This is a genomic window from Micromonospora desertarenae (genome assembly GCF_056150265.1).
Map to the genome: position 1 here is coordinate 551984 of NZ_JAXCFQ010000003.1, position 23018 is coordinate 575001.

At 75.5% G+C, this 23018-nt stretch carries 28 protein-coding genes; 13 read left to right on the forward strand and 15 right to left on the reverse strand.

Annotated elements, in window-relative coordinates; translation table 11 throughout:
• Positions 1–110: 110 nt before the first annotated feature.
• Together SM577_RS08525 and SM577_RS08530 are read right to left on the reverse strand one after the other, a co-directional pair.
• Positions 111–515: a hypothetical protein gene (locus tag SM577_RS08525; RefSeq protein WP_302917946.1), complete on the reverse strand. Its 405-nt coding sequence runs from the start codon at positions 513–515 to the stop codon at positions 111–113.
• A gap of 182 nt (positions 516–697) precedes the next feature.
• Positions 698–1171: a septum formation initiator gene (locus tag SM577_RS08530; RefSeq protein WP_474580518.1), complete on the reverse strand. Its 474-nt coding sequence runs from the start codon at positions 1169–1171 to the stop codon at positions 698–700.
• A gap of 103 nt (positions 1172–1274) precedes the next feature.
• Here SM577_RS08530 and SM577_RS08535 point away from each other — a divergent pair, with 103 nt between their 5' ends.
• The 4 genes from SM577_RS08535 to SM577_RS08550 all read left to right on the forward strand — a co-directional run bounded on the left by SM577_RS08535 (position 1275) and on the right by SM577_RS08550 (position 5115).
• Positions 1275–1970 (forward strand): response regulator transcription factor, encoded by a 696-nt coding sequence (locus tag SM577_RS08535; RefSeq protein WP_302917948.1) that lies wholly within the window; start codon positions 1275–1277, stop codon positions 1968–1970.
• The gene (locus SM577_RS08540; protein ID WP_474580517.1) at positions 1967–3241 is read left to right on the forward strand and encodes a sensor histidine kinase; all 1275 of its coding nucleotides are present in this window, start codon (positions 1967–1969) and stop codon (positions 3239–3241) included. The genes SM577_RS08535 and SM577_RS08540 overlap by 4 nt, the downstream gene beginning before the upstream one ends.
• 104 nt (positions 3242–3345) lie before the next feature.
• Positions 3346–3891, forward strand: coding sequence for a PepSY domain-containing protein (locus SM577_RS08545; RefSeq protein WP_302917950.1), 546 nt, complete (start codon positions 3346–3348; stop codon positions 3889–3891).
• Between the two features lie 147 nt (positions 3892–4038).
• Entirely contained in the window at positions 4039–5115 is a 1077-nt protein-coding gene (locus tag SM577_RS08550; RefSeq protein ID WP_474580516.1) for a beta family protein, read from the forward strand.
• Between the two features lie 22 nt (positions 5116–5137).
• Here the strand turns inward: SM577_RS08550 and SM577_RS08555 are convergent, their stop codons facing one another.
• From SM577_RS08555 to SM577_RS08565, 3 genes are all read right to left on the reverse strand, one after another.
• Positions 5138–5419: an adhesin gene (locus SM577_RS08555; RefSeq protein WP_474586614.1), complete on the reverse strand. Its 282-nt coding sequence runs from the start codon at positions 5417–5419 to the stop codon at positions 5138–5140.
• 176 nt (positions 5420–5595) lie between these two features.
• On the reverse strand, positions 5596–6015 hold the full coding sequence (locus SM577_RS08560) for a hypothetical protein (protein WP_474586615.1): 420 nt from the start codon (positions 6013–6015) through the stop codon (positions 5596–5598).
• A gap of 28 nt (positions 6016–6043) precedes the next feature.
• Positions 6044–6670, reverse strand: coding sequence for an NAD(P)-binding domain-containing protein (locus SM577_RS08565; protein ID WP_474586616.1), 627 nt, complete (start codon positions 6668–6670; stop codon positions 6044–6046).
• 129 nt (positions 6671–6799) lie between these two features.
• On the opposite strand from SM577_RS08565, the gene SM577_RS08570 reads away from it, so the two are divergent.
• Together SM577_RS08570 and dacB are read left to right on the forward strand one after the other, a co-directional pair.
• Positions 6800–7237: a hypothetical protein gene (locus SM577_RS08570; protein ID WP_302917954.1), complete on the forward strand. Its 438-nt coding sequence runs from the start codon at positions 6800–6802 to the stop codon at positions 7235–7237.
• Between the two features lie 109 nt (positions 7238–7346).
• Positions 7347–8930 carry a D-alanyl-D-alanine carboxypeptidase/D-alanyl-D-alanine endopeptidase gene (gene dacB, locus SM577_RS08575; RefSeq protein ID WP_474586617.1) on the forward strand — a complete coding sequence of 528 codons (1584 nt, stop codon included), beginning with the start codon at positions 7347–7349 and terminating at the stop codon, positions 8928–8930.
• A gap of 37 nt (positions 8931–8967) precedes the next feature.
• On the opposite strand, the gene SM577_RS08580 is transcribed toward dacB, so the two are convergent.
• The 5 genes from SM577_RS08580 to SM577_RS08600 all read right to left on the reverse strand — a co-directional run bounded on the left by SM577_RS08580 (position 8968) and on the right by SM577_RS08600 (position 12779).
• Positions 8968–9288, reverse strand: a complete 321-nt coding sequence (locus tag SM577_RS08580) for a hypothetical protein (RefSeq protein WP_474580512.1) — start codon at positions 9286–9288, stop codon at positions 8968–8970.
• Between the two features lie 96 nt (positions 9289–9384).
• The gene (locus SM577_RS08585) at positions 9385–10392 is read right to left on the reverse strand and encodes a hypothetical protein (RefSeq protein ID WP_474586618.1); all 1008 of its coding nucleotides are present in this window, start codon (positions 10390–10392) and stop codon (positions 9385–9387) included.
• Between the two features lie 118 nt (positions 10393–10510).
• Entirely contained in the window at positions 10511–11467 is a 957-nt protein-coding gene (locus tag SM577_RS08590) for a hypothetical protein (RefSeq protein ID WP_302917958.1), read from the reverse strand.
• Positions 11468–11690: 223 nt separating this feature from the next.
• Positions 11691–12140: a pyridoxamine 5'-phosphate oxidase family protein gene (locus tag SM577_RS08595; RefSeq protein WP_474586619.1), complete on the reverse strand. Its 450-nt coding sequence runs from the start codon at positions 12138–12140 to the stop codon at positions 11691–11693.
• 45 nt (positions 12141–12185) lie between these two features.
• Positions 12186–12779, reverse strand: a complete 594-nt coding sequence (locus SM577_RS08600; RefSeq protein ID WP_302917960.1) for a pentapeptide repeat-containing protein — start codon at positions 12777–12779, stop codon at positions 12186–12188.
• Between the two features lie 81 nt (positions 12780–12860).
• Between SM577_RS08600 and SM577_RS08605 the strand changes: the two genes are divergently transcribed.
• Complete coding sequence (locus SM577_RS08605; protein WP_474586620.1) at positions 12861–14093, forward strand: serine hydrolase domain-containing protein; 1233 nt, start codon at positions 12861–12863, stop codon at positions 14091–14093.
• A gap of 53 nt (positions 14094–14146) precedes the next feature.
• Positions 14147–14788, forward strand: coding sequence for an NAD(P)-dependent oxidoreductase (locus tag SM577_RS08610; RefSeq protein ID WP_302917962.1), 642 nt, complete (start codon positions 14147–14149; stop codon positions 14786–14788).
• Between the two features lie 34 nt (positions 14789–14822).
• On the opposite strand, the gene SM577_RS08615 is transcribed toward SM577_RS08610, so the two are convergent.
• Positions 14823–15287 carry a PPOX class F420-dependent oxidoreductase gene (locus tag SM577_RS08615; RefSeq protein ID WP_474580509.1) on the reverse strand — a complete coding sequence of 155 codons (465 nt, stop codon included), beginning with the start codon at positions 15285–15287 and terminating at the stop codon, positions 14823–14825.
• Positions 15288–15348: 61 nt separating this feature from the next.
• The gene (locus SM577_RS08620; RefSeq protein WP_302917964.1) at positions 15349–15990 is read right to left on the reverse strand and encodes a DUF6642 family protein; all 642 of its coding nucleotides are present in this window, start codon (positions 15988–15990) and stop codon (positions 15349–15351) included.
• A 306-nt stretch (positions 15991–16296) separates the two neighbouring features.
• Here SM577_RS08620 and SM577_RS08625 point away from each other — a divergent pair, with 306 nt between their 5' ends.
• A complete protein-coding gene (locus SM577_RS08625) occupies positions 16297–17085 on the forward strand; it encodes a D-Ala-D-Ala carboxypeptidase family metallohydrolase (protein WP_302917965.1) in 789 nt (262 codons plus the stop codon).
• A 95-nt stretch (positions 17086–17180) separates the two neighbouring features.
• Here SM577_RS08625 and SM577_RS08630 read toward each other — a convergent pair whose 3' ends face one another.
• From SM577_RS08630 to SM577_RS08640, 3 genes are all read right to left on the reverse strand, one after another.
• Positions 17181–17648: a hypothetical protein gene (locus tag SM577_RS08630; protein WP_302917966.1), complete on the reverse strand. Its 468-nt coding sequence runs from the start codon at positions 17646–17648 to the stop codon at positions 17181–17183.
• Positions 17649–17826: 178 nt separating this feature from the next.
• On the reverse strand, positions 17827–18555 hold the full coding sequence (locus SM577_RS08635) for a response regulator (RefSeq protein WP_474586645.1): 729 nt from the start codon (positions 18553–18555) through the stop codon (positions 17827–17829).
• Positions 18534–19775, reverse strand: coding sequence for a sensor histidine kinase (locus SM577_RS08640; RefSeq protein ID WP_302917967.1), 1242 nt, complete (start codon positions 19773–19775; stop codon positions 18534–18536). The genes SM577_RS08635 and SM577_RS08640 overlap by 22 nt, the downstream gene beginning before the upstream one ends.
• Before the next feature lie 133 nt (positions 19776–19908).
• Between SM577_RS08640 and SM577_RS08645 the strand changes: the two genes are divergently transcribed.
• From SM577_RS08645 to SM577_RS08660, 4 genes are read left to right on the forward strand one after another with little or no spacing between them, the layout of a single operon-like run.
• Positions 19909–20862, forward strand: coding sequence for an ABC transporter ATP-binding protein (locus SM577_RS08645; RefSeq protein ID WP_474586621.1), 954 nt, complete (start codon positions 19909–19911; stop codon positions 20860–20862).
• Entirely contained in the window at positions 20859–21653 is a 795-nt protein-coding gene (locus SM577_RS08650; protein WP_474586622.1) for an ABC transporter permease, read from the forward strand. Before SM577_RS08645 ends, SM577_RS08650 begins: the two co-directional genes overlap by 4 nt.
• Before the next feature lie 2 nt (positions 21654–21655).
• Positions 21656–22396, forward strand: a complete 741-nt coding sequence (locus tag SM577_RS08655) for a YqeB family protein (protein ID WP_474586623.1) — start codon at positions 21656–21658, stop codon at positions 22394–22396.
• Positions 22397–22435: 39 nt separating this feature from the next.
• Positions 22436–22993 (forward strand): SOUL family heme-binding protein, encoded by a 558-nt coding sequence (locus SM577_RS08660; RefSeq protein ID WP_474586624.1) that lies wholly within the window; start codon positions 22436–22438, stop codon positions 22991–22993.
• Positions 22994–23018: the final 25 nt, after the last annotated feature.

Consider the following 23018-nt stretch of genomic DNA (forward strand, 5'->3'; position numbering starts at 1 on the left):
CCGCCGTACGGCTGCGGCGGTGGGAGACGGCCAGAGCGCGGCGACGTTTCGACCGAGGTCGAGCGGCGCCGTGCGCTCGTTCGCTCCCGGTCGCGGATCGACGGCGCCGGTCAGGAGAGCACCGTCAGGTGGAACGGCCGGTCGGCGACGCTGCCGTCGCCGGCGAAGGTGGAGACGAAGACACCGTTCGGGATGCCGGTACGGCCGGCCACCGCCACCTGACCCGACGGTGCGACACCGGCGCTGCCGGACAGCCCGATGGTGCCCACGTATCCGGCGGCCGTCACGTCCTGGTCGAAGATGACCTGGTACTTGCCCCGGGCCAGGCGGGTGGCCTGTGCGGCGCCGAGGCCGCGGACCAGGTTGCCGTCGGCGGTCACCACCGCGAAGAGCACCCGCGCGGTCGCGGGCAGGCCGACGGTGGCGCAGGTGGTGACCTCCGCGTCGGCACGGGTGGCGTCGTCGTCCCCCGGATCGGGCTGTGCCGGCCCGCGCCGGGTTCTGAGGCTGGACATCGGTGCCCTCCCGGGCCGCCCCAGGGGCGGCGTTGAGGCAGTTGTTGCGGCAAAGGGGGATCCTCGCCGATCGCACCCTTTGTCATCGAACGTATGTCGTGACCGTTCCGCCAACCAGGCCAGCAGTTGTCCGATCATGGACACTTCCGCCGTTCCGCCGCAGGTCAGGGCCGGTGCCGCGGTCAGTCGTCGGGGACGGCCAGCGGTTCCCGGCCCACGCAGCGCACCTTCAGCTCGTACTCGCCGGACGGGCCCTCGAACTTGACCTCGACGTCGTCGTCCGGGCCCCGGTCGACGTCGCCGACCCGGTAGCCCTGGGCCGGCGCCCAGGACACCAGCCGCACCCCGCCGGGCACGCACTCGGCCACCGCGGTGCCGCCCGCGGTGGTGAACACCCGCCGGCCCGCGGCCGGTGCGCTCGGCGTGGCGCCGGACGGGCCGGGTGTCGCGGTGGCCGGGCCAGGCGAGGCGGCCCCCGGCAGCGGCGTGGCCGGCTCGGCGGCAAGGGCCCGCTCGACCTCCCGTTGGCTGAGCACGCCGCCCGGGGTGCCGGTGATGCTCTCCCCCACCAGCCGGATCGCGGCCAGTCCGATCAGGGTGGCGACCACGGCGGTGGCCAGCCACCCGGCGACGGCGAGGATCGAACGGCGGCGCATGCCCCGACTATCCCCGATCGAAGGTTGGGCGTGGCACCGCGGGACGCTAAGGGAGGGTTAACGTCCGCGGCCGGACCGGCCGGCGGCGGATAGCCTGCCTGCTGTGGCCCGCCTGCTGCTCATCGAGGACGACCTGACGATCCGCACGCCGCTGATCCGGGCGCTGCACGATCGCGGACACGCGGTGGCGGCCGCCTCGACCGCGATGACCGGGCTGCGCGACGCCCTCGACGACCGACCCGACCTGGTCGTGCTCGACCTCGGGCTGCCCGATCTGGACGGCCGCGAGCTGCTGCGGATGCTGCGGGCGGTCAGCTCGGTGCCGGTGATCGTGGCCACCGCCCGCGACGACGAGACCGAGATCGTCCGGGTCCTCGACGCCGGCGCGGACGACTACGTGGTCAAGCCGTTCACCGCCGCCCAACTGGACGCCCGGATCCGGGCGGTGCTGCGGCGCGGCCCGGCCGGCGGTGGCACCGACGACCCGGCACTGGTGGTCGGCGGTTTGCGGATCGACCCCCGGTCCCGCCAGGTGACCCTGGACGGCGAACCGGTCGAGCTGACCCCGCGCGAGTTCGACCTGCTGCACCACCTGGCCGGCCGGCCCGGCGAGGTGGTCACCAAACGGGAGCTGCTCACCGAGGTGTGGCAGATCCCGTACGGCGGCGCCGACAAGACCGTCGACGTGCACCTGTCCTGGCTGCGCCGCAAGCTGGGCGAGAGCGCCCAGCAGCCCCGCTACCTGCACACCGTGCGCGGGGTCGGGGTGCGGCTCGAAGCTCCCGGGGCGGCCGGGTGAGGGCCCGGCTGGCCCTGCTGGTGGCCGCGGTCAGCGTGCTCACCCTGGCCGCCTTCCTGGTGCCGCTGGCGCTGCTGGTGCGTACCGTCGCCGAGGACCGGGCCACCGTCCGGGCGACCGCCGACGCCCAGCGCCTGGTACCGGTGGTGGGTACCGAGGACGCGGAGACGATCCGGCTGACCGTCGAGCAGCTCGCCGCCGAGTCCGGCCGTCCGGTCAGCGTCTTCCTGCCCGACGGCACAGTGCTCGGCGCCGCCGCCCCGCGTACGCCCGCGGTGGCGCTGGCCGAGCGGGGGCGGAGCCTGACCGCGGAGTCGGCCCGGGGACGCGAGGTGGTGATCGCGGTGCAGGGCCGGCCGGACGGCACCGGGGTGATCCGCACCGAGGTGCCCCGCGCCGAGCTGACCGCCGGGGTGACCCGCTCCTGGCTGGTGCTGGCCCTGCTCGGAGTGCTGCTGGTGCTGATCGGGCTGGCCGTCGCCGACCGGCTGGCCCGCAACCTGGTCCGGCCGATCGGCGAGCTCTCCGCGGTGTCGCACCGGCTCGCCAACGCCGAACTGGACGCCCGGGTGGCACCGGCCGGGCCGGCCGAGCTGCGCGAGGTGGCCGGCGCCCTCAACCACCTGGCCGGCCGGATCCAGGTGCTGCTGGCGCAGGAACGCGAACGGGTGGCGGACCTGTCGCACCGGCTCCGCACCCCGCTGACCGCGCTCCGGCTGGAGGCCGAGTCGCTGCGCGACCCGCAGGACGCGGCCCGGGTCACCGCGGCGGTGGACGGGCTGGAACGCGCGGTCACCGGCCTGATCCAGCAGGCCCGGTGGCGGTCGCCGGCGGCCGGCCCGGCGGTCGCGGACGCGGCGGCGATCGTCGCCGAACGGGTGGCGTTCTGGTCGGTGCTGGCCGAGGACACCGGACGGGCGGTCAGCCTCGACCTGGCGCCCGGGCCGCTGCCGGTCGCCGTGCCCGCCGACGAGCTGGCCGCGGCCGTGGACGCGCTGCTCGGCAACGTCTTCGCGCACACCCCGGACGGCACCGCGTTCGGCGTCCGGCTCGCCCTGGACGCCGGACAGGTGGTGCTCGCCGTCACCGACGAGGGCCCCGGCATCCCGGCCGGCACCGTCCGGCGGGGGGCCAGTTCCGCCGGGTCGACCGGCCTGGGGCTGGACATCGCCCGGCGGGCCGCGCAGGCCGGCGGCGGTCGGCTGGACCTCGGCAGCGCTCCCGGCGGGGGCGCCGAGGTGCGGCTCACGTTCGGTCCGCCGGCCGCCTGAACCCCCGCCGACCGGCCTTAACCGGGCCTTAGCGTCCGGGCAGCGCGGCGCTATCCCGTTCCGGCCGATGCTCGGAGGCAGAGACCGAGGAAAGGTGGACCGAGATGAAGCGCAACTCCCTGATCCTGGCGTCGCTCGGCGGCGCGGCCGTGCTCGCGGTGACCGGGGTCGCCGTCGGCACGGCGGTGGCCGACGACGAGCGGGCCGGACGGCCCGCCCTGGCCGCGGCCACGACGGCACCCGGCACCGCCGCCACCGGAGACGCCGACCCGACCAGCGCCACGCCCGGCGCGCCGGGCACGACCGGCGGCACCCCCGGCACCCCCGGCACGACCGGCACGACCGCTCCGGCCACCGGCGGCGACGCGGTGGACCAGCAGCGGGCCGGCGAGATCGCGTTGGCCTCGGCCGGCGGCGGCCGGATCACCGAGATCGAGGCGGAGCAGGAGCACGGCCGCCCGGTCTGGAGCGTCGAGATCGTCGCCGGGCAGACCGAGCACGAGGTCGACGTGGACCGGGAGACCGGCGCGGTGGTCAAGGCCGAGCAGGACTCGGTCGACGACGACTCCGACGACGACTCGGATGACGACTCCGACGGCGACCGCGACGACGACTCCGACGACGATGACGACGACCGCGACGACGACTGAGCCACGGCCGGTGCCGCCGCCCGCAGCCATGCCGGGCGGCGGCACCGGCGTGGCCGGCGGCCGGGGGCGGTGGCACCCGCGCCGGGGCCCGCTCCGCCGGCCCGAACGTCCCGGTGACGACCGACGATGTCTGACATAGGCTGAGGTATGGAGCCCGCCCACGGGGGTCGGGCGGCGGAACCGGTCTACCGCCCCGTCCTCGCCTGCCGGCGGGGTGAGCTGGAGGCGCTCAGCCACCTCGACGGCCTCGACGTTTCCCTGCTCGCCCCGATCCTCCGGGTGTCCACCGCGGACGCGTACACACTGGACGCCCTCGGCCGGCTGCCCGACGGTCTGCTGCCGGCCGTCGACGTCGGCGCCCTGCCCGACCTGCCGGAGACCGAGCTGGTCCGCTGGGGCGTACCGCTGGTGCCGGTGGTGGGGCTCGCCGACAGCGACCGCCGGCTCGTCGCGCACGGCCTGACCGCCCGGGCGTACGCCTGCCGCGCGGTGGTGCGGCTGCGGGTGGCCCAGGACCGGGCCGGGCCCGACGCCACCACCGCCGCCGTGGAGCGGGTGTGGCGGTTCACCCGACTGGTGCCCGAACAGTGCGACCTGCTGGTCGACGCCGGTGACGTGTGCTGCCGGGCCGACGTGCGGGCGGCGGAACCCCGGGTCCGTCGGCTGCTGGACTGGGCCCGCCGGCACGCCTGGCGCTCGGTGACGGTGGCCGCCGGCGGGATGCCGCCGAGCCTGTCCCGGCTGCCCACCGACGAACCGGTCCGGCTGGACCGCTGGGACTGGCTGCTCTGGCAGCGGCTGGCCGACCTCGGCGTCGGGTACGGCGACTACGGGGTGACCTCCGCGGTGCCCGTCGCCGACCATCCCGCCGACCGGCTGCCCACGGTGCGCTACACGGCCGACGGCGCCTGGTGGGTCTACCGGTGGTCGCGGCGCGGCGGGCGGGGCGACGACCGCTTCGCCGACCTGTGCCGCGCCCTGGTCTCGGCCCCGCACTGGCCCGCCGCCGGGGCGGCCTACTCGTGGGGCGACCACGAGCTGCTCCGGCGTGCCCGCCGGGTCGCCGGCGCCGGGTCGGCGAGCAACTGGGCGGCCTGGAGCACCTCGCACCACGTGGCGCACGTGCTGGCCACCCTGCTGCGGCCGGACGCCCGGCCGGGGCGGTCCGGCGCACCGGGCCGGCCGGCCCGGTCGCGGGGCGAGCAGACCCGCCGGGCCGGCTGACCCGGCGGGGCGTCGCGGTTCCCTACTGCTTCTCGGTGAAGCCGAACTGGACGATGCCCTCGTCGTCGACGGTGGCGTCCACCGAGGCGTCGCCGAGCAGTTCGGCGGCGTCGGCGTCGAGGAAGATCCGGGCGCCCTGGTTGTCCACCACCTGGTCGCCCTGCACCGGCTGGGCCGCCAGTTCGACGGTCAGCGAACCGGCCTGGGTGTCGGCGGCGATGCGCACCCCGCCCTCTTCGGCGACGTCCTGCTGGGTGGCGAGGTCGCGGATGACCAGGACGGCGTTGTCGGTCATGGTGAGCATGGCGGAACTCCTCGTGGATTTCTCGGATTCAGGGCGCGGGCCGGACCGGCCACGCAGGCGAGCACACGTGGGAGGCGATTGTCGGGGCCTCGATCGCCCCGCGGCGTCGGGGCAGCTGAGGCCCCTCTCACGGCCTACGGTGCCCGCTGCCGGCGGATCCGTCAAATAGAGCCCGGTCAGTTCCCGGCGCCCACCGGGGCGAGCAGCGCCCGGATGTCGCGTACCGCCGCGCGGCCGGCCCGGTTGGCGCCGATCGTGCTCGCCGACGGGCCGTACCCGATCAGGTGAATCCGCTCGTCGGCCACCACCCGGGTGCCGTCCATGGTGATACCCCCGCCCGGGCCGCGTAGTCGCAGCGGGGCGAGATGGTCCAGCGCGGCCCGGAAGCCGGTGCACCAGAGGATCACGTCGGCGGCGACGAACCGCCCGTCGGCCCAGGCCACGCCGTCGGGCGTGATCCGGTCGAAGACGGGTAACCGGTCGAGTACCCCGCGCTCGCGCAACCGGAGCAGCTCGGGGGTGAGCGGCAGCCCGGTCACCCCGACCACGCTCGACGGCGGGCGGCCGGCGCGGACCGCCTGGTCGACCAGGGCCACCGCGGCCCGGCCGTGCTCGGGCCCGAACTCACCGGCCCGGAAGTCGGGGGGGCCGCCGGGTCACCCACGTCGTCTCGGCGGCGACCGTGGAGACCTCGGCGAGCAGTTGCACCGCGGAGGTGCCGCCGCCGACCACCACCACCCGCTTCCCGGTGAACTCGTCCGGTCCCCGGTAGTCGGCGGTGTGCAGCTGGCGGCCGCGGAACAGCGACCGGCCCGGGTAGTGCGGCCAGAACGGCCGGGTCCAGGTGCCGGTGGCGTTGACCAGGGCGCGGGCGCTCCAGCTGCCGTGGTCGGTGGCGATGTCCAGCCGGCCGTCCGGGCGCGAGGTGACCGCCCGGACGCGGACCGGCCGGCGTACCGGCAGGTGGAACTCCCGCTCGTACGCGGCGAAGTAGGCGCTGACCACCTCGGCCGCCGGACGGCCGGGGTCGGCCGCCGGGAAGGGCATGCCGGGCAGCTCGTGGAAGCCGTGCACCCGGTCCAGCCGCAGGGTCGGCCAGCGGTGCCGCCACGCCCCGCCCGGGCCGTCGTCCCCGTCGAGGATGACGAAGCCCGTCGCGGGGTCGAAGCCGGTGCGGCGCAGGTGGTAGCCGGCGGAGAGGCCGGCCTGGCCGGCCCCGATCACCATCACGTCGACGTCCCGGGCGTCCATGTGTCGTGCAACAACGCCGGTCGCCGCCGACTGCCCGCCGGAACGGTCGTTCCGCTCACACCCGCACCGGCGGAACCGGGGCGGCGCCGCCGGGGTCTGATCGGGCAGGATCGGTGCTCGGAGGGCGGGATGGGCGGACGGGTCGGATGGCGGGTTCTGGTGCCGGCGGTGGCGCTGGTGCTGCTGGCGACCGGGTGCGAGGGCGTGGGCGTGGCCGACGCGCCGGCCGAGGGCCGGGCGTCGTACCAGGCGTGGGGGCTCAACGAGGCGTCCAGCGACCTCGCCGGCGAGGACCGGACGGTGGTGCTCAACGGCGACCTGGAGCGGGACAGCGCCGCGTTCTTCACCGTGGACGGGCGCTGGGACGCCGCCGGGTTCGTGCTGGACGACGCCTCCGCCGAGCAGGTACGCGGCCTGGCCGGGCGGCTGCCCGAGCGGACCGGCGACCCGGCGTGCCACCGGCTGGTACTGGTCAGCGACGGGCTGGTGGACCGGGCGGTCGCCGTCCTCGCCCCGGACGAGCAACCGCCGGACGGGCCGGTCACCGCCCGCCGGCTGGACGGCTGACCGCAGCGCCGGCCCGGGTGCCGGCGCTCCCGCCGCGCCGCGGCAGATCGGCAATTTCTTTTCGGCCCGGAGACTTTTCCGGCAGATATCTCCATGACAGCATCGACGCATGCATCGACGTCTCTTCCCCCGGACGCTCGCGCTGGTCGCGCTGGTCGCCGCGGCGGCCACCGCCGGCGCTCCCACCGCCACCGCCGAATCGCCGACCCCGGCGGCGACCCGCCTGAACGCCACCATCGACGCGATCCTGGCCGACTCCCGGCTCGCCGGGGCGCAGGCCTCGGTGGTGGTGGTCGACGCCGCCAGTGGGGAGACCGTCTACAACCGCAACGGCGACCGCCGGCTGATCCCCGCCTCCAACACCAAGCTGCTCACCTCGGCCGCCGCCCTGGAGCTGCTCGGCACCGGGCACCGGTTCCGCACCGACGTGCTGACCAGCGGCACCCGCCGGGCCGGCGTGCTCTCCGGCAACCTGCACCTGCGCGGCGGCGGCGACCCGACAATGCTCGCCGCCGACTACGACGCGCTGGCCGCCCAGGTCGCGGCCGCCGGCGTGCGGCTGGTCACCGGCAACCTGGTGGCCGACGACACCCGCTACGACCGCACCCGGCTGGGCCCGGACTGGACCTGGGACGACGAGCCGTACTACTACGCCGCGCAGGTGTCCGCGCTGACCGTGGCGCCGGACACCGACTACGACGCCGGCACGGTGATCGTGCACGCGGCGCCGGGGGCCGCCGCCGGCGACCGGCCGGTGCTGACCACGACCCCGAAGACCGGCTACCTCCGGTTCGACAACCGGGCCGAGACGGTGGCCGACGGCGAGACCTCGATCTCCTTCGAGCGCGAGCACGGCAGCAACACCGTCGTGGTCACCGGCCAGATCGCCGTCGGCGACGAGCCGGCGAGCGACTGGGTGACCGTCTGGGAGCCGACCGGGTACGCCGCCGACGTGTTCCGCGCGGCGCTGCGCAAGCACGGCGTACGGGTGCTCGGCCGGACCGTCCTGGGACAGGCCACCCCGGAGTCGGCCGCCACCGTGGCCCGGCACGACTCGATGACGCTGGCCGAGTTGATGGTGCCCTTCCTCAAGCTCTCCAACAACGGCCACGCCGAGGTGCTGACCAAGGAGATCGGGCGGATGCGCTCCGGCACCGGCACCTGGTCGGCCGGGCTCGCCGCGATCACCGGGTACGTGGCCGACGCCGGGATGGACACCGGCACGCTGCGCCAGCGGGACGGCTCCGGGCTGTCGCGGCGGAACCTGGTGCCGGCCGACGAGTTCGTCCGGCTGCTCGCCGCGGTCCGCGCCGAACCCTGGTTCGACGCCTGGTACGCGGCGCTGCCGATCGCCGGCGAGCCCGAGCGGTTCGTCGGCGGCACCCTGCGCAGCCGGATGCGCGGCACCCCGGCGGCCGGCAACGTGCACGCCAAGACCGGCAGCCTGACCGGCGTCTCCAGCCTCTCCGGCTACGTCACCGACGCCGACGGCCGGGTGCTGGCCTTCTCGGTCCTGCTGAACAACTACCTCGCCTCGTCGGTGAAGGGGCTGGAGGACCAGATCGCCATCGCGCTGGCCACGTACCGCGCGGAGGGCGTGAGCGCGGCGCGGGTGGCGCCGCCGGCGGCCCCCGACGCACCCCGGGCGCCCGAGGGCCGGGAGTGTTCCTGGGTCAAGCCGATCGTCTGCTGACACCGGTGCGGGCCCCGGGCTCGGGGCCCGCACCGGCTCAGGCGCCCGGTCGGCGCGGCGGCGGCACCGCGGCGGTCGGGTCGCCCCGCTCGATCAGCGCGGCGATGTCGGCGGCGTGCAGGCCGCGCAGCGCCAGCACGCGGGTGCCCCACCGGTGCAGCCGGCACGGGTGCGGGCTGGCGTCGTTGCGGCAGACCGTCCCGCCCGACCAGTGCCGCGGCGCGTGCACCACCACCGCCCGCACCGCGAACTGGGCGTCCTCCCCGGTCACGTAGGGCGGCAGGGGGATCTCCCGGAGCACCTCCCCGGCCGGTTCCCGCGCGGCGGTCGGTCGGGCGGTACGGGCGGCGCTGCTCATCGGTGCACTCTCCACAGAGGATCGTCGGACCGGACAGCAGAAAGCTACGACGCCCCGGACGCCGCGCGACGGACAAACTGTCCCGACCGGCCCGACTCAGCGACCGCACGCCGGGCAGGCGCGGCGGGCGCGCCGGTGGTAGTCGACGGCCGCCACCCCGAGGCCCCAGCCCCACACCCAGTACGCCGGCTCGGCCACCCAGAAGAACGCCAGCGGGTAGCGGCCGTCGCCCGGGTCGAAGGTGCCGGTGACGGTCTCCACGGTGAGCTGGGCCAGGCCGATGCCGAAGTAGCCAACCAGGCCGACGGCGAACACGGCCGCCGGCACGAGCGGCAGCAGGCGCGGCACCCGCCGGCCGGCCAGCAGCGGCACCCAGCGGGGCCAGACCTGCCCCCAGCCGTACACCAGGGCCAGCGGCAGCAGCACCCCGGCCAGCAGGAAGCCGACCTCGAAGGCCACCATCGAGGCGCCCTGGCTCAGCGGCACCTCGTCGAAACCGACCCACACCTGGGCGGCCAGCCGCAGCAGGCAGCCGGCGACGGCCGCCCACGCCGCCACCCGGGCCCAACCCGGCACCACGGCGGGGCCGGTGGCGCGGGGCCGGCCGGTGCGCCCGCAGCGCCGGCAGTCGCCGCGCCGCCGGCGCCGGTGGTCGACCAGCGCCGCGGCGAGCAGCGCCACCCCGGCCAGGCAGCCGAGCCGGCTGGCGAACGCCCCCGGGTGGAACGCCGCGCCCGGGTCGAGGATGAGCAACCCGACCAGGTCGAGCAGGAGCAGGGCGCAGGAGAGCAGCAGCGCCGCGCAGACCGCCCAGCCGGCCGCGACCAGCGCGGGACGCCAGGCGCGGGCGCGGCCCAGCGCCACGCCGAGCAGCGCCGTGGCGGCACAGAGCACCACCGCCCACCACCCGGTGAACACCATCAGGTCGGTGCCGAGCGGCGGGAACGCGGGAGTGCCGGCGACCGCCCACCACAGGCGCAGCGCGCCGTAGGCCAGCGCCCAGCCGAACACGGCGTACGGCAGGGTCGGGCGACGGGCCACGGCCGGCGGGGCGGGTGGGGCGTGCGGGGCGTGCGGAGGCGGCGGGGGCAGGGTGCGGGTCATGCCGTTCACCCTGCCCGGCCGCCGACCGGCGCCCCTCCCGCTCGGGGGTGGAGCGACTCCCCCGCCCGGGGGAACCGGCGGTCGCGGGGCACAGCCGGGCGGCGGGCCGCACCGACGGTCAGCGCAGCGCGAGCGCCTGGAGGCTCACGCTGCCGCACTCCCCGGTGAACACCTCCTCGGTCACCCAGTTCAGCAGCAGCCGGGTCCCCTTCGGGGCCTGGAAGCGGATGGTGAACTCGGCGGACCGGAGGGTGTGCGGGTCCTCCATCCGCAACGTCCGGCTCAGGCCGCCGGTGGAGAGCCGGACCTCGAGCCGGCCCCGGGCCATCCAGACCCCGGCGTACAGCCGCACCGTGCGTGCCTCGCCGGCGCCGGCCACGGCCAGCGCGAACCCGCTGCCGGACCCGCAGGTGTAGACCCCGGTCGGGGTGCCGTCCGCCGTGCCCACCGGCGCGCCGTCACGCCAGCTGAACGTCTCCTGGTTGGCGTCCCAGCCACCCCGGACGCCCCGGCCGCCGGCGTCGACCAGTTCGCCGGAGCCGCCGCGCTTGCGCACCGTCGAGTCGCCGCCGCGCAGTCCCCAGTGGATCCAGTCGCGCGGGCCCGACGCGGTCAGGTCCACCCGGGCGGGCACGTCCCGCTGCTCCACGCTGAGCGTGGGGCGCACCGGCGGACCGGAGGTCGCCGACCCGGACGGGGTCGGGCTCGGTGGGCGTTGGCGCGGCTGCAACCCCGGCGAGGCCGGCCCGGTGGCCGGGTAGCGCAGTTCGGCGCCGGGGAACACGCTGGGCCGGCCGATCCCGGCCGGCAGGCCGTCCGGGCGGTCGCCCCGCTCCCCCGGCGGATCCGGCTGGACGGCCAGGTACGACACCAGGGCGGCCAGGCAGGCGACGGCGGTCAACCCCTCCAGGACCCAGCGGCGGCGCTGCCGGAACCGGGCCAGCCCGCCCAGCACCTCGCGGGCGCGGGCCGGCAACGGCAGGGTCGAGCGGTGCCGGGCCGGTGTGCCGGACGCGCGGTGGCTGGCCGGTCCGGTCGCACCGGCGCGCGCTCGGGTGAGGTCTTCCTCGGCCACCGACCCTCCACTCCCCCACCGGCCGGGCCCGGCCCCGGTGGCACCCGCCGCCCGCGCCGAGCCGTCTCACGTTCGCACCGGCTCGACCGCTTCGCAATGTGGACGGTCGGCGTACCCGGTTCGTCACCGGAAGGTAGCGGATGCGCCGGAATCCGGGAATCCCGGTCCGGGCACGGCGTAGCCGGCGTCGGATCCGGCGCGCGGCGCGACCGGGGGGTGGTCTTCAGCGCCGCTCGCGCCGGCGCAGCCCGCCGCCCGGATGCCAGCTCTCGATGACCAGGTGGTCGGCCGGGTCACCGACCCGGGTCAGCACCACCTCGGTCAGCTCGATCCGGAACCGGTGCGAGCCGTCCTCGCCCGCCGGCTCCTCGTGGGCGATGCCGGCGATCTTCGCGTCGCCGCCCCAGGCCCGCGGGTCGTCCTCGGGGGCGTCCTCGGTCGGGCAGTGCAGCGCGACCCGGGGGTCCCGGCGCAGGTCGAGGGCCTTGAGGGCACCGGCCATGCTGCCCAGCCGCAGGTGCTCGGGGTCGAAGTCGAACTCGGTGCCGCTGATCCGCGGCGAGCCGTCGCGGCGCAGCGTCGCCATCGTGCCGTGCTTGCGCACCGTGAAGCGGGCGCGCACCCGCGCGGCGAACTCGGGTTGCTCATCTACCAGGTCGGACCACCATGCCATGCCACCCACCCTGGCAGGAAAACCTGACAACCGGCGTCGGCTTTTTCAGCGGATCTCGAAACCGAGCGCCTGGGCGATCACCACTGTCTGCTCGGCGTCGATGATCGCGCCGGCCCGCTCCACCACCAGCGGGTCGAGCGCGGTCAGGTCGCTGCCCCGCAGGTCGGCGCCGGAGAGCCGGGAGCTGTGCAGCTGGGCGGCGGAGAGGTCGACGCCGGTGACGGTGGCGCCGGTCAGGTTGGCCCCGGTCAGGTCGACCTCCCGCATCCGCACGTCGGTGATCCGGACCCCGCGCAGGTCGGCCCCGGGCAGCGCGACGAACGACCAGTCACCGCCGCTGATCGTCATCGGGCGCAGGTCGCACTGGGCGAAGGTGCTGCCGACCAGCTTGCAGCCGGTGAACTCGGCCTCGAAGAGGTTGCACCGGGCGAAGCCGCACCGGGTGAAGGCCGAGTCGGTGTGCCGGGAGGCGTTGAACTTGACGTTGCCGAAGGTGCACCCGTCGAAGACCGCGCCCCGGCTGACCGCCTCGGTCAGGTCGACGTGGAAGAACGAGCAGCGGACGAAGTGCCGGTCGACCAGCTCCTCGCCGTACCAGTCCTCGTTGCGGAAGGTCTCGTCCTCGGTCAGCTCGGGCATCGGGCCAGGCTACCGACGGCCACCGACATGTGTGGTCGTCGGCCCTTCCGGCCCGGGGTACCGCCGAGTAGGTTCGGCGGCGTGAGTGTGGCACGCAGCATCGACCCGGATCAGATCGGCTTCGACCCGGCGCGGCTGGCGCGGATCGACGAGCACTTCGGCAGGTACGTCGACGCCGGGCGGCTGGCCGGCTGGCAGGTGGTGGTCACCCGCCGCGGCGAGGTGGCGCACGCCTCGACGTACGGGCTGCGGGACGTGGAGGCCGGCCGGCCGGTGGAACCGGACACGCTGTGGCGGATCTACTCGATGACCAAGCCGGTCACCTCGGTCGCCGCGATGATGCTCTGGGAGGAGGGCCGCTTCGAGCTGACCGACGAGATCAGCCGCTGGCTGCCCGAGTTCGCCGACCTGCGGGTCTACTCGAAGGGCTCGACGCTCAAGCCGTACACGGTGCCGGCGATCGAGCCGATCCGGGTCTGGCACCTGCTCACCCACACCGCCGGCCTGACGTACGGCTTCATGCAGACCTCGGTGGTCGACGGCCTCTACCGGGCCGCCGGCTACGACCTCTACCCGCCGGCCGACGTCGACCTGGCCACCGCCTGCCGGGCCTTCGGCGAGCTGCCGCTGCTGTTCCAGCCCGGCAGCGCGTGGGGCTACTCGGTCGCCACCGACGTGCTCGGCCGGCTGGTCGAGGTGGTCTCCGGGCAGAGCCTGGACGCCTTCTTCGCCGACCGGATCCTCCGCCCGCTCGGCATGACCGACACCCACTGGTGGGCCGACGGCGACGCCGCCGACCGGCTGGCCGCGCTCTACGCGCCCGACCCGCGCACCGGCCGCGCGTTCCGCTACGACAAGCTCGGCGCGCTGGCGTACGAGAAGCCGGCGTTCCTCTCCGGCGGCGGTGGCCTGATCTCCAGCGCCGCCGACTACCACCGGTTCACCCAGATGCTGCTGCGCGGCGGTGAGCTGGACGGGGCCCGCCTGCTCGGCCCCCGCACCGTGCGCTTCATGACCCGCAACCACCTGCCCGGCGGGCAGGACCTGGGCACCCTGTCCACCGGCGGCTTCGCCGAGACCACCCTCGACGGGATCGGCTTCGGCCTCGGTTTCGCCGTGGTCGAGGACCCGATCCCGAGCCGGGTGCCGAGCAGCGTCGGCGAGTACTACTGGGGCGGCGTGGCCAGCACCGCGTTCTGGGTGGACCCGGTCGAGGAGATCACCGCGCTGCTCTTCACCCAGCTGCTGCCGTCCAGCACCTACCCGCTCCGGCCGCAGCTGCGCCAACTGGTCTACTCCGCCCTGGTCGACTGACCGGGATCGGCGTTCCACCGACGGGCGACGGGACGGCTCCATAGCCTGGGACCGTGAGCAACATCGTCGTGTTCGGGGCCGGTGGCACCGCGGGCTCGCGGGTCACCGCCGAGGCGGTCAACCGGGGCCACCGGGTGGTCGCGGCGGTCCGGCGCCCGGAGGCCACCTCGTACCTGCCGGCCGGGGTGCACGTGGTGACCGGCGACGCCACCAGCGAGCGGAGCGTACGGGAGTTGGCGCCGGACGCGGACGCGATGGTGGTGGCGATCGGCGGCGGCGAGCACGGGCTCTGGCTTGCCGCGGCGCGGAACCTGGTCACCACGCTGCGCGGGATGCCGGACGCGCCGCGGATCGTCCACCTGGGTGGCGGGTCCACCCTGCTCACCCCGCGCGGCACCCGCTACCTGGACGAGCCGGACTTCCCGGAGGAGTACCGCCCCTCGGCGTTGGGCCAGGCCGAGGCGCTCGACTACTACCGGTCCTCGGCCGACGGGGTGCGCTGGACGTACGTGTCACCGCCGCCGCTGGAGTTCCACCCGGGCGAGCGCACCGGGCACTACCGCACCGGCGGCGACCAGCCGGTCACCGACGACCAGGGCCGCTCGGTGCTCAGCTACGAGGACCTGGCGGTGGCGATCGTGGACGAGATCGAGAACCCGCGGCACGAGAACACCCGCTTCACCGCCGCGTACTGACCGCGGCGGGCCGCCGGGGCGGGTGGGTGCGCCGTCAGTCGGCCAGGCGGGCGGGGAAGCCGCCGGTGGCGATCGGACCCCAGGCGTCGATGGTCACCCGGATCAGCGACTTGCCCTGGCGCACCATCGCCTGCCGGTACTCGTCCCAGTCCGGGTGCTCGCCGGAGATGCAGCGGAAGTACTCCACCAGCGGCTCCAGCGCCTCGGGCAGGTCGAGCACCTCGGCGGTGCCGTCGAGCTGCACCCACGGGCCGTTCCAGTCGTCGGAGAGCACGCACGCCGACACCCGCGGGTCGCGGCGGATGTTGGTGACCTTGGCCCGCTCCGGGTAGGTGGAGACCACCAGCCGGCCGGCCGGGTCCACCCCGGCGGTGACCGGCGAGGACTGCGGGCGGCCGTCGGCCCGGGTGGTCATCAGGAGGACCCGGTGCCGGGGCCGGACGAAGTCGAGCAGGCCGGCCCGGTCGACCCGGGTGTTCGTCGCGATGCTTCGTGCCACCGCTCGTTTCTACCAGGAACGGGCGGGCACGTCGCGGCCCCGCCCGGGCGGCCCGCCCGCGTCAGCCGGGCCGGACGGCGGCGCGTCCGCCGGCCGGTTGGGCCGGGACCCGCGGCCGCACGGTCGGCCGCCACGCCCGGCCGTTGGCGTAGATCACCCGGAAGCCGAGGTACGACGCCAGCGGCGCCCAGTGCGCCGAGCCCATCCGCAGTTCGGCGGCGTTGTGCCGCTGCCCGTTGGCCAGCACGTCGAGCAGCACCGTCTCGAAGGCCGCCGATTCCACCCAGTCCACCTCGCGGGTGTAGCCGCAGATCAGCGCGGCCCCGGTGACCTGGAGGAATTCGCGCAGCGCGGCGTCGGAGGCGCGGAGCACCGAACAGCTGCCGAAATACAGCCGGCGCCCCTCGCAGCGCCCGGACATCAGTTCCGCGACGTCGGCGAGTTCGACGGAGTTCCAGTCGGTCAGGCAGAGCCGGCTCGGCTCGCCGTGCGTGGCGAAGAAGCCGACCCGGTAGTCGGCGTACTGCTTGAGCAGCCAGCGGTCGAGGAAGTAGAAGAGCTCGTCGCGGGTGGCCGCGTCCCGGTGGATGAACCGGATCTTCCCGAGCCGCTCCAGCAGTTCCAGCGTGGGCAGCACCGAACCCCGCTCGTTGAGGTCCCGGTGCCACTGCCCCTCGACGCAGAAGACGCCACCGCGTGCCACGCCCACCTCCGCCTGTCCGCCGCCCGGGCTGACGTTACCGGCCCCGCCCACCCGGAGAACATCACCCTCGGTGTGGCCGATTGCGACGTCGCGTGCGGTTGCGCCGTTCCTGTGACTCGTCGGCGAGCAATGGGCGATTCACGAATGCCCCTAATTCCCAGCCGAGACTCAGGAACGGCAAATCATGAGGACATTTCTCGTTAATCGCCTCCTAACCCCCGGATCAGTGTCAGGGTGGAAATCGCGGGACGTCCCGGTCGATGTCCTGCGGGCCACCCCAATCGCACTCCTATCGGGAGGACTTCTGTGCGCGTAAACACCTTGAAGCGGGCTGTCGTCGCGTTCGCCCTGGCGTTGCCGGGTGCCGCGATCGCCACGGTGGTCGCCGCGCCAGCGGCCCATGCCGACGGCTGCTACACCTGGCAACGGAACCTCTACCAGGGGCGCTCCGGCGACGACGTGCGCCAGCTCCAACTGCGCGTCGCCGGCTGGGCCGGCAACCGGGACATCGTCGAGCTCGACGGCCGGTTCGGCCCGAAGACCGCCGCCGCGGTCCGGCGCTTCCAGGCCGCGTACGGGCTGCGGGTGGACGGCGTCGCCGGCCCGCAGACGTACGCCAAGCTCTACGAGCTCCAGGACAACGACTGCACGCCCCGGCACTTCAGCTACGCCGAGATGGACGACGGCTGCGGCCGGGGCGGGTGGAGCGGGGGCCCGCTCTCGCCCGCCGAGACCCGGCAGAACGCGCTGCGCACCATGTGGAAGCTGGAGGCGTTGCGGCGCAGCACGGGCGACAAGCCGATCTACGTGAGCAGCGGCTTCCGCAGCCGCGACTGCAACCGGCAGGTCGGCGGCGCGTCGGACAGCCAGCACCTCTACGGCAACGCCGCCGACATCACCTCACGGACCAGCTCGCTCTGCCAGTTGGCCCGGGACGCCCGCAGCCGGGGCTTCAGCGGGATCTACGGTCCCGGCTACCCGGACCACGACGACCACGTGCACGTGGACTCGCGGCGGGAGAACAACCGGGACAACAGCTCGAACACCACCAGTTGGTCCGCGCCGGACTGCGGGATCGGCGCCGGCAACGACTGAGCACACGACGGCGACGCCGGCCCGGGCGGGAGGGGAATCCCGTGCCCGGGCCGGCGTCGTCCTGCCCCGGCGGGCGCTGGCGGCCGTACCTCCGCTCAGCTCGCCCGGGGCCAGCGCGGCGCGGTGGCGGGGGGAGCCACCGGCCGGCCGGAGTTCGCGGGCCGGACCGCCGGCCGCGCGCCCGGCGGGGCCACCCGGGCGGCCTGGCCGTGCAGCGGGTAGCCGGCACGCGGCGCGGCCCCGGTGCCACGCGCCGGCCCGGGACCGGTCACCGTGAACGGGAACGGCACGTGCACGAACGGGTTGCCGTGCCGGATCAGAGCGTCGATCTGCCGCTCGTTGAGCCCGTGCTCGGTCAGCACCCGCCGTCCCCAGCGGTGCAGCCGGCACGGGTACGTCGCGCCGTCGTTGCGGCACAGCGGCCCCGAGGGCCACTCCTCGGCGGTGTGCACCACCACCGCCCGCACCGCGAGCCGGACATCCTCCGGGGTCAGCGGGGCCGGGACCGGCACCTCGCCCAGTACCTGATCGATGGGATCCGTCGACTGCTCACCAACTCGCACGGTAGGCCTCCCGCGGCTTCCGGCAGCGGTGCGGCCGACCCGCCGCACCGCATCCTCGGCCAGTGGTACGGCCCCCGCCCCCCGAAAGTTCAATCCCGGCGCCTCAGCACGAGCAGACACCCATCGGTGCGAAACAACTATCGGTGAGGGTTTCACCGGTGACGGTCTTCCCGGCGAGTCAGACCAGGCCGGCGTCGTGCACCAGCAGGGCCACCTGCACCCGGTTGTTCAGGTCGAGCCGGGTCAGCAGCCGGGAGACGTACGCCTTGACCGTCGCCACGCTCATGTGCAGCTCGGCGGCGATCTCGGCGTTGGTGCGCCCCTGCCCGAGTGCGACCGCGACCTCCCGCTCCCGCTCGCTGAGCCCGGCGAGCAGCCGAAGCGCCCGCTCCCGGCGCGGATCCGGCCCGGCCGCCGTGCCCGGGCCGGTGACGTGGTCGATCAGCCGGCGGGTCACCGTCGGGGAGAGGGTGGCCTCCCCCGCCGCCACCCGGAGCACCGCCCGCACGATCTCGGCCGGCGGGATGTCCTTGAGCAGGAACCCGCTCGCCCCGGCCCGCAGCGCGCGCAGCACCTGGTCGTCGGCGTCGAAGGTGGTCAGCACCAGCACCTCCGGCGGCCGGGGCAGCGCGCGCAGCGCCTCGGTGGCGGCCAGCCCGTCGAGCCGGGGCATCCGGATGTCCATCAGCACCACGTCCGGCGCGTACGCGTCGACCGCGGCGGGCACCTCGCTGCCGTCCGCGGCCTCGCCGACCACCAGCAGGTCGGGCACCCCGCCGAGGATCATCGACAGCCCGGCCCGGACCAGCGGGTCGTCGTCGACGATCAGCACTCGCACCGGCCCGTCGGCGGCCGGCCCGGGTGCGCCCGCCGTCGCCGGCCCGGTCACGCCGGCCACGGCAGCCAGGCGGCCAGCCGGAAGTCGCCGGAGTCGTCGCGGCCGTACTCCAGCCGCCCGCCGGCCAGGTGGACCCGTTCGCTGATGCCGACCAGGCCGGTGCCGGCCCCCGGGATCTCCGGGCCGGTGATCCCGCCGACCGGCCACCGGTTGCGGATCTCCACGGTCAGCCCGTCACCCGGGGCGCCGGCCACGTCGACGGTCACCGCCGCGCCGGCGGCGTGCTTGCGGGCGTTGGTCAGCCCCTCCTGCACGATCCGGTAGACGCTGCGGCCGACCGCGGCCGGCAGCCGCTCGGCCGCACCGACCAGGTCGCGCACGCTGACCCGTACCCCTGCCGTCCGGGACTCCTCGATCAACGCGGGCAGATCCTCCAGGGTGGGTTGCGGGCGCTCCGGGGCCTGCCCGGCGCCGGTCTCGGCGCGGAGCACCCCGATCACCTCGCGCAGGTCCTGCAGGGCGGCGTGCGCGCTGCCCCGGATCACCCCGGCCGCCCGCGCGACCTCCTCCGGCGGGGCGTCCGGACGGAACTCCAGCGCCCCGGCGTGCAGGCTGAGCAGCGAGATCCGGTGCGCCAGCACGTCGTGCATCTCGCGGGCGATCCGGGTGCGCTCCAGCTGTCGCGCCTGCGCCACCCGCAACTGCTGCTCCGCCTCGGCCCGCTCGGCGCGCTCCCGCAGCGACACCACCAGCTGCCGGCGGGCCCGGACGAACATCCCCCAGGCCAGCACCGCGACCAGGACCAGCACCGTCCAGATCATCGCCGGCCAGAAGCCCATGGCGGGATCGGGACGCAGCTGGTAGTAGCCGAACGCGGTCAGCAGGTGCACGCCGGTCACCCCGGCCGCCAGCGGGATGGGCCGGTGCACGGTGAGGGTGAAGATGATGATCAGCAGCGCGCCCGAGGCGGTGACGGAGAACGCGGAGAGCGGCAACGTGGCCACCGCCAGGCCCACCGGCCAGCGCCGGCGTACCCAGAGCGCGGCCGCCGCGGCCAGGCCGCAGACGACGTCGACCTCCTCCAGCCAGGTGGGGCCGGTGTTCAGCGCGAACTGCGGGTCGGGCGAGGCCGCGTCGGCGGCCGAGAGCAACACCCAGACCAGGGCGATCAGGAAGCAGACACTGTCGATGATCCAGTCGCGGGTGGTCCGCCGGGCCCGCCCGGCCGCCTCGGTCAACGCGCCCGGCAGCAGCCAGGGGTGGTCGGGTGCGGCGGCGGTGCTGGTCACCTGGCCATGCTAGGCAGCCGCGCCGAGCCGCGACCAGCTACCAAAGTCGAGACCTCGACCTCGACCAAGGTAGCCGCGGGGCGAGACCGCCGGCCGCTGCGGGTGACCGACCGGCTCCGGCAGGGTCGTCGGCATGATCACCGTCGAACACCTCACCAAGCGGTACGGGCGGCACACCGCCGTCGACGACGTGTCGTTCCGCTGCGAGCCGGGCACCGTCACCGGCTTCCTCGGCCCGAACGGGGCCGGCAAGTCCACCACGATGCGGATGATCTGCGGCCTCACCCCGCCGACCGCCGGCAGCAGCACCGTCAGCGGGCGGCCCTACCGGCAGCTGCCCAACCCGGGCCGCGAGGTGGGGGTGCTGCTGGACGCCTCGGCCCAGCACGCCGGGCGGACCGGCCGGGAGGCGCTGAGCGTCGCCGCCCAGGTGATGGGCGTGGACCGCCGCGAGGTGGCCGCCAAGCTCGACCTGGTCGGGCTGGACGGGACCGCCGCGAAGCGCCGGGTGCGGGCGTACTCGCTGGGCATGCGGCAGCGGCTCGGCCTGGCGCACGCGCTGCTCGGCGATCCCCGGGTGCTCATCCTCGACGAGCCGGCCAACGGCCTGGACCCGGAGGGCATCTTCTGGATGCGCGGCCTGCTGCGCGACTTCGCCGACCGGGGCGGCACGGTGCTGCTCTCCTCGCACCTGCTGCGCGAGGTCGAGGCGGTGGCCGACCGGCTGGTGGTGATCGGCGGCGGCCGGATCGTGGCCCAGGGCGACAAGGCCGAACTGCTGGCCGGCGCCGGCACCCGGGTACGCGCCCGGGACCCGCAGGCCCTGCGCCGGGCGCTGGACGCGGCCGGCCTCGACGTGACCGGTGGCACCGACGGGGGGCTGCTGGTGCACGCCGAGGCCGAGGCCGTCGGCCAGGCCGCCGCCGACGCCAATGTCGCGCTCACCGAACTGCGCCCCGCCGACGGCGGCGGCCTGGAGCAACTCTTCCTCACCCTCACCGCCGGCGAGGCCAACGGCGCCGGCACGCACTCCGGTGCCGGCGACAGCCGCACCACCGGCCAGCCGACCCGGGAGATCGTCCGATGACCACCAGCACCGTCGCCACCGCGCCCGCCGCCGCACCCCGGCACCACCCCGGCCTGCGCCGGCCGTCCCTGATCCGGCTCACCGGCGTGGAGCTGCGCAAGCTCGTCGACACCCGGGCCGGGTTCTGGCTGCTGGTCACCATCGGGTTGGTCGCCGCCGCCATCGTCGTCCTCCAGTTGATCTACGCCGAGGACGCCGACCAGACCTTCACCAACTTCTTCCTCCCCTCGCTGCTGCCGGTCGGCATCCTGCTGCCGGTGCTCGGCATCCTCTCGATCACCAGCGAGTGGTCGCAGCGCACCGCGCTCACCACGTACGCCCTGGTGCCCCGGCGGGAGCGGGTGATCGCCGCCAAGCTCGCCGCGGTGGTGCTGGCCGCGCTGGCGTCGGTGCTGGCCAGCCTGGCGGTGGCCGCCGCCGGCACCCTGGTCGCCGGGGCGACCGGCGGCGCGGGTACCTGGCGGATCGAGGGGTCGCTGCTGCTGAACGCGGTGGTGCTCCAGGTGACCAGCGTGCTGATGGGCGCCGGTTTCGGCCTGCTGCTGCTGAACACCCCGCTGGCCGTCGTCAGCTACCTGGTGCTGCCGACCGTCTGGTCGATCCTCGGCGAGCTGGTCCGCCCGCTGCGCGGACCGGCCGGCTGGCTGGACACCGGGCGCACCATGGAGCCGCTGCTCTCCCCGGACGTGACCGCCGGGCAGTGGGGCCGGCTCGGGGTGTCGCTGCTGGTCTGGCTGGTCGTGCCGGTGGTCGCCGGGCTGGTCCGTACGCTGCGCCGCGAGGTGTCCTGAGCATGGACGGCTACGGCGCGCCCACCCGGGTCGACGGCGGCGCGAGCGAGCTGGCGATCCTCTGGGTGGGCCTGCCGGCCGCCGGCGCCGGGGCCGGCGCCCTGCTCGCCCGGTTCGCGGGCTGGATCGCCGATCTGCCCTGGGCGCCGGTGCAGCAGCTCTTCGAGGTCGTCGACCGGCTGCCCGACCCGCAGGCCGGTATCGGCGGGCTGGCCGTCGGCGCGCTGGGCGGGCTGGTGCTCGGCGCCATGGGCGCCGCGGAACGGCTGGTCGTCACCGTGGACGTCGAGCGGGTCCGGTTGCGCCGCGGCGGCGCGGAGCGGGACGTCGAGCGGCGGGCCACCCGCGCGGTCTTCGTCGACGGCAAGGATCTCGTGCTGCTCGGCGCGGACGACGAGGAGCTGGCCCGGGAGCGCTCGGACCTGTCCGCCGGGCGGCTGGCCGAGGCGTTCCGCGGGCGGGGCTGGCCGTGGACCGACGGCGACCCGCACCGGGAGGCGTACCGGCGGTGGGTGCCGGGGCTGCCGGGACTGCCGAGTGGCGCGGACGCGCTGCTGCGGGCCCGCCAGCGCGCCCTGGACAAGGAGAAGGGCGGCGAGGTCCGGGAGCTGCGCGTCGAGCTGGCCCGCCGCGGGGTGGTGGTCCGCGACGACGGCAAGCGCCAGTACTGGCGGTTGACCCGATCGGCGGTACCCGGGCCGGACCCGGCCACTTCCGGTGAGCGGGAGGTCGGCGAACGGTAGCGTTGCTGGCGACGAGTCCCTGGGCGCGGGGAGCGCACGATGACCGAGCAGCAGCCGTACCGGGTGGTGGCGCGGCAACCCGGCTTCGAGCTGCGCCGCTACCCGGCCCACCTGGTGGCCGAGATGCAGGTGGAAGGGACGTTCGAACGGGTCGCCGCCGAGGCGTTCCGGCCGCTGGCCGCGTACCTCGGCGGCGCCAACCGGCCCCGGTCGGCCGGCGCGGTCGGTCCGGTAGCGCAGCGGACCGGTCCGCAGACCATCGCGATGACGGCGCCGATCGTGCAGGAGGAGGGGGAGCGCCCGGGGAGCTGGCTGGTGCGGTTCGTGCTGCCCGCCGGGTTCACCGCGGCCACCCTGCCCGAGCCCGCGGATCCCCGGGTGCGCACGCGGGAGATCCCGGAGCAGCTCGCCGCCGCCGTCCGGTTCGCCGGGCGGTGGACGGCGCGGGAGTTCGACCGGCGGGCCACCGCGCTGGGCCGGGCGGTCACCGCCGCCGGGCTGCGCCCGACCGGCGCGGTGCGCTACGCCCGCTTCGACCCGCCGTGGAAACCGTGGTTCCTGCGCCGCAACGAGGTGGTGCTCCCGGTCGCCGAGTGAGCCGGTCGGGCACCTCGCGGGGCGC

What these genes read in the sequence shown, in the direction of transcription:
- SM577_RS08650 (WP_474586622.1), top strand. Translation starts at nt 20,859, where the DNA reads ATGACCACCAGCACCGTCGCCACCGCGCCCGCCGCCGCACCCCGGCAC.
- SM577_RS08550 (WP_474580516.1), top strand. Translation starts at nt 4,039, where the DNA reads ATGGAGCCCGCCCACGGGGGTCGGGCGGCGGAACCGGTCTACCGCCCC.
- SM577_RS08525 (WP_302917946.1), bottom strand. Translation starts at nt 515, where the DNA reads ATGTCCAGCCTCAGAACCCGGCGCGGGCCGGCACAGCCCGATCCGGGG.
- SM577_RS08565 (WP_474586616.1), bottom strand. Translation starts at nt 6,670, where the DNA reads ATGGACGCCCGGGACGTCGACGTGATGGTGATCGGGGCCGGCCAGGCC.
- SM577_RS08585 (WP_474586618.1), bottom strand. Translation starts at nt 10,392, where the DNA reads ATGACCCGCACCCTGCCCCCGCCGCCTCCGCACGCCCCGCACGCCCCA.
- SM577_RS08580 (WP_474580512.1), bottom strand. Translation starts at nt 9,288, where the DNA reads ATGAGCAGCGCCGCCCGTACCGCCCGACCGACCGCCGCGCGGGAACCG.
- SM577_RS08570 (WP_302917954.1), top strand. Translation starts at nt 6,800, where the DNA reads ATGGGCGGACGGGTCGGATGGCGGGTTCTGGTGCCGGCGGTGGCGCTG.
- SM577_RS08600 (WP_302917960.1), bottom strand. Translation starts at nt 12,779, where the DNA reads ATGCCCGAGCTGACCGAGGACGAGACCTTCCGCAACGAGGACTGGTAC.
- dacB (WP_474586617.1), top strand. Translation starts at nt 7,347, where the DNA reads ATGCATCGACGTCTCTTCCCCCGGACGCTCGCGCTGGTCGCGCTGGTC.
- SM577_RS08530 (WP_474580518.1), bottom strand. Translation starts at nt 1,171, where the DNA reads ATGCGCCGCCGTTCGATCCTCGCCGTCGCCGGGTGGCTGGCCACCGCC.
- SM577_RS08595 (WP_474586619.1), bottom strand. Translation starts at nt 12,140, where the DNA reads ATGGCATGGTGGTCCGACCTGGTAGATGAGCAACCCGAGTTCGCCGCG.
- SM577_RS08660 (WP_474586624.1), top strand. Translation starts at nt 22,436, where the DNA reads ATGACCGAGCAGCAGCCGTACCGGGTGGTGGCGCGGCAACCCGGCTTC.
- SM577_RS08645 (WP_474586621.1), top strand. Translation starts at nt 19,909, where the DNA reads ATGATCACCGTCGAACACCTCACCAAGCGGTACGGGCGGCACACCGCC.
- SM577_RS08555 (WP_474586614.1), bottom strand. Translation starts at nt 5,419, where the DNA reads ATGCTCACCATGACCGACAACGCCGTCCTGGTCATCCGCGACCTCGCC.
- SM577_RS08545 (WP_302917950.1), top strand. Translation starts at nt 3,346, where the DNA reads ATGAAGCGCAACTCCCTGATCCTGGCGTCGCTCGGCGGCGCGGCCGTG.
- SM577_RS08655 (WP_474586623.1), top strand. Translation starts at nt 21,656, where the DNA reads ATGGACGGCTACGGCGCGCCCACCCGGGTCGACGGCGGCGCGAGCGAG.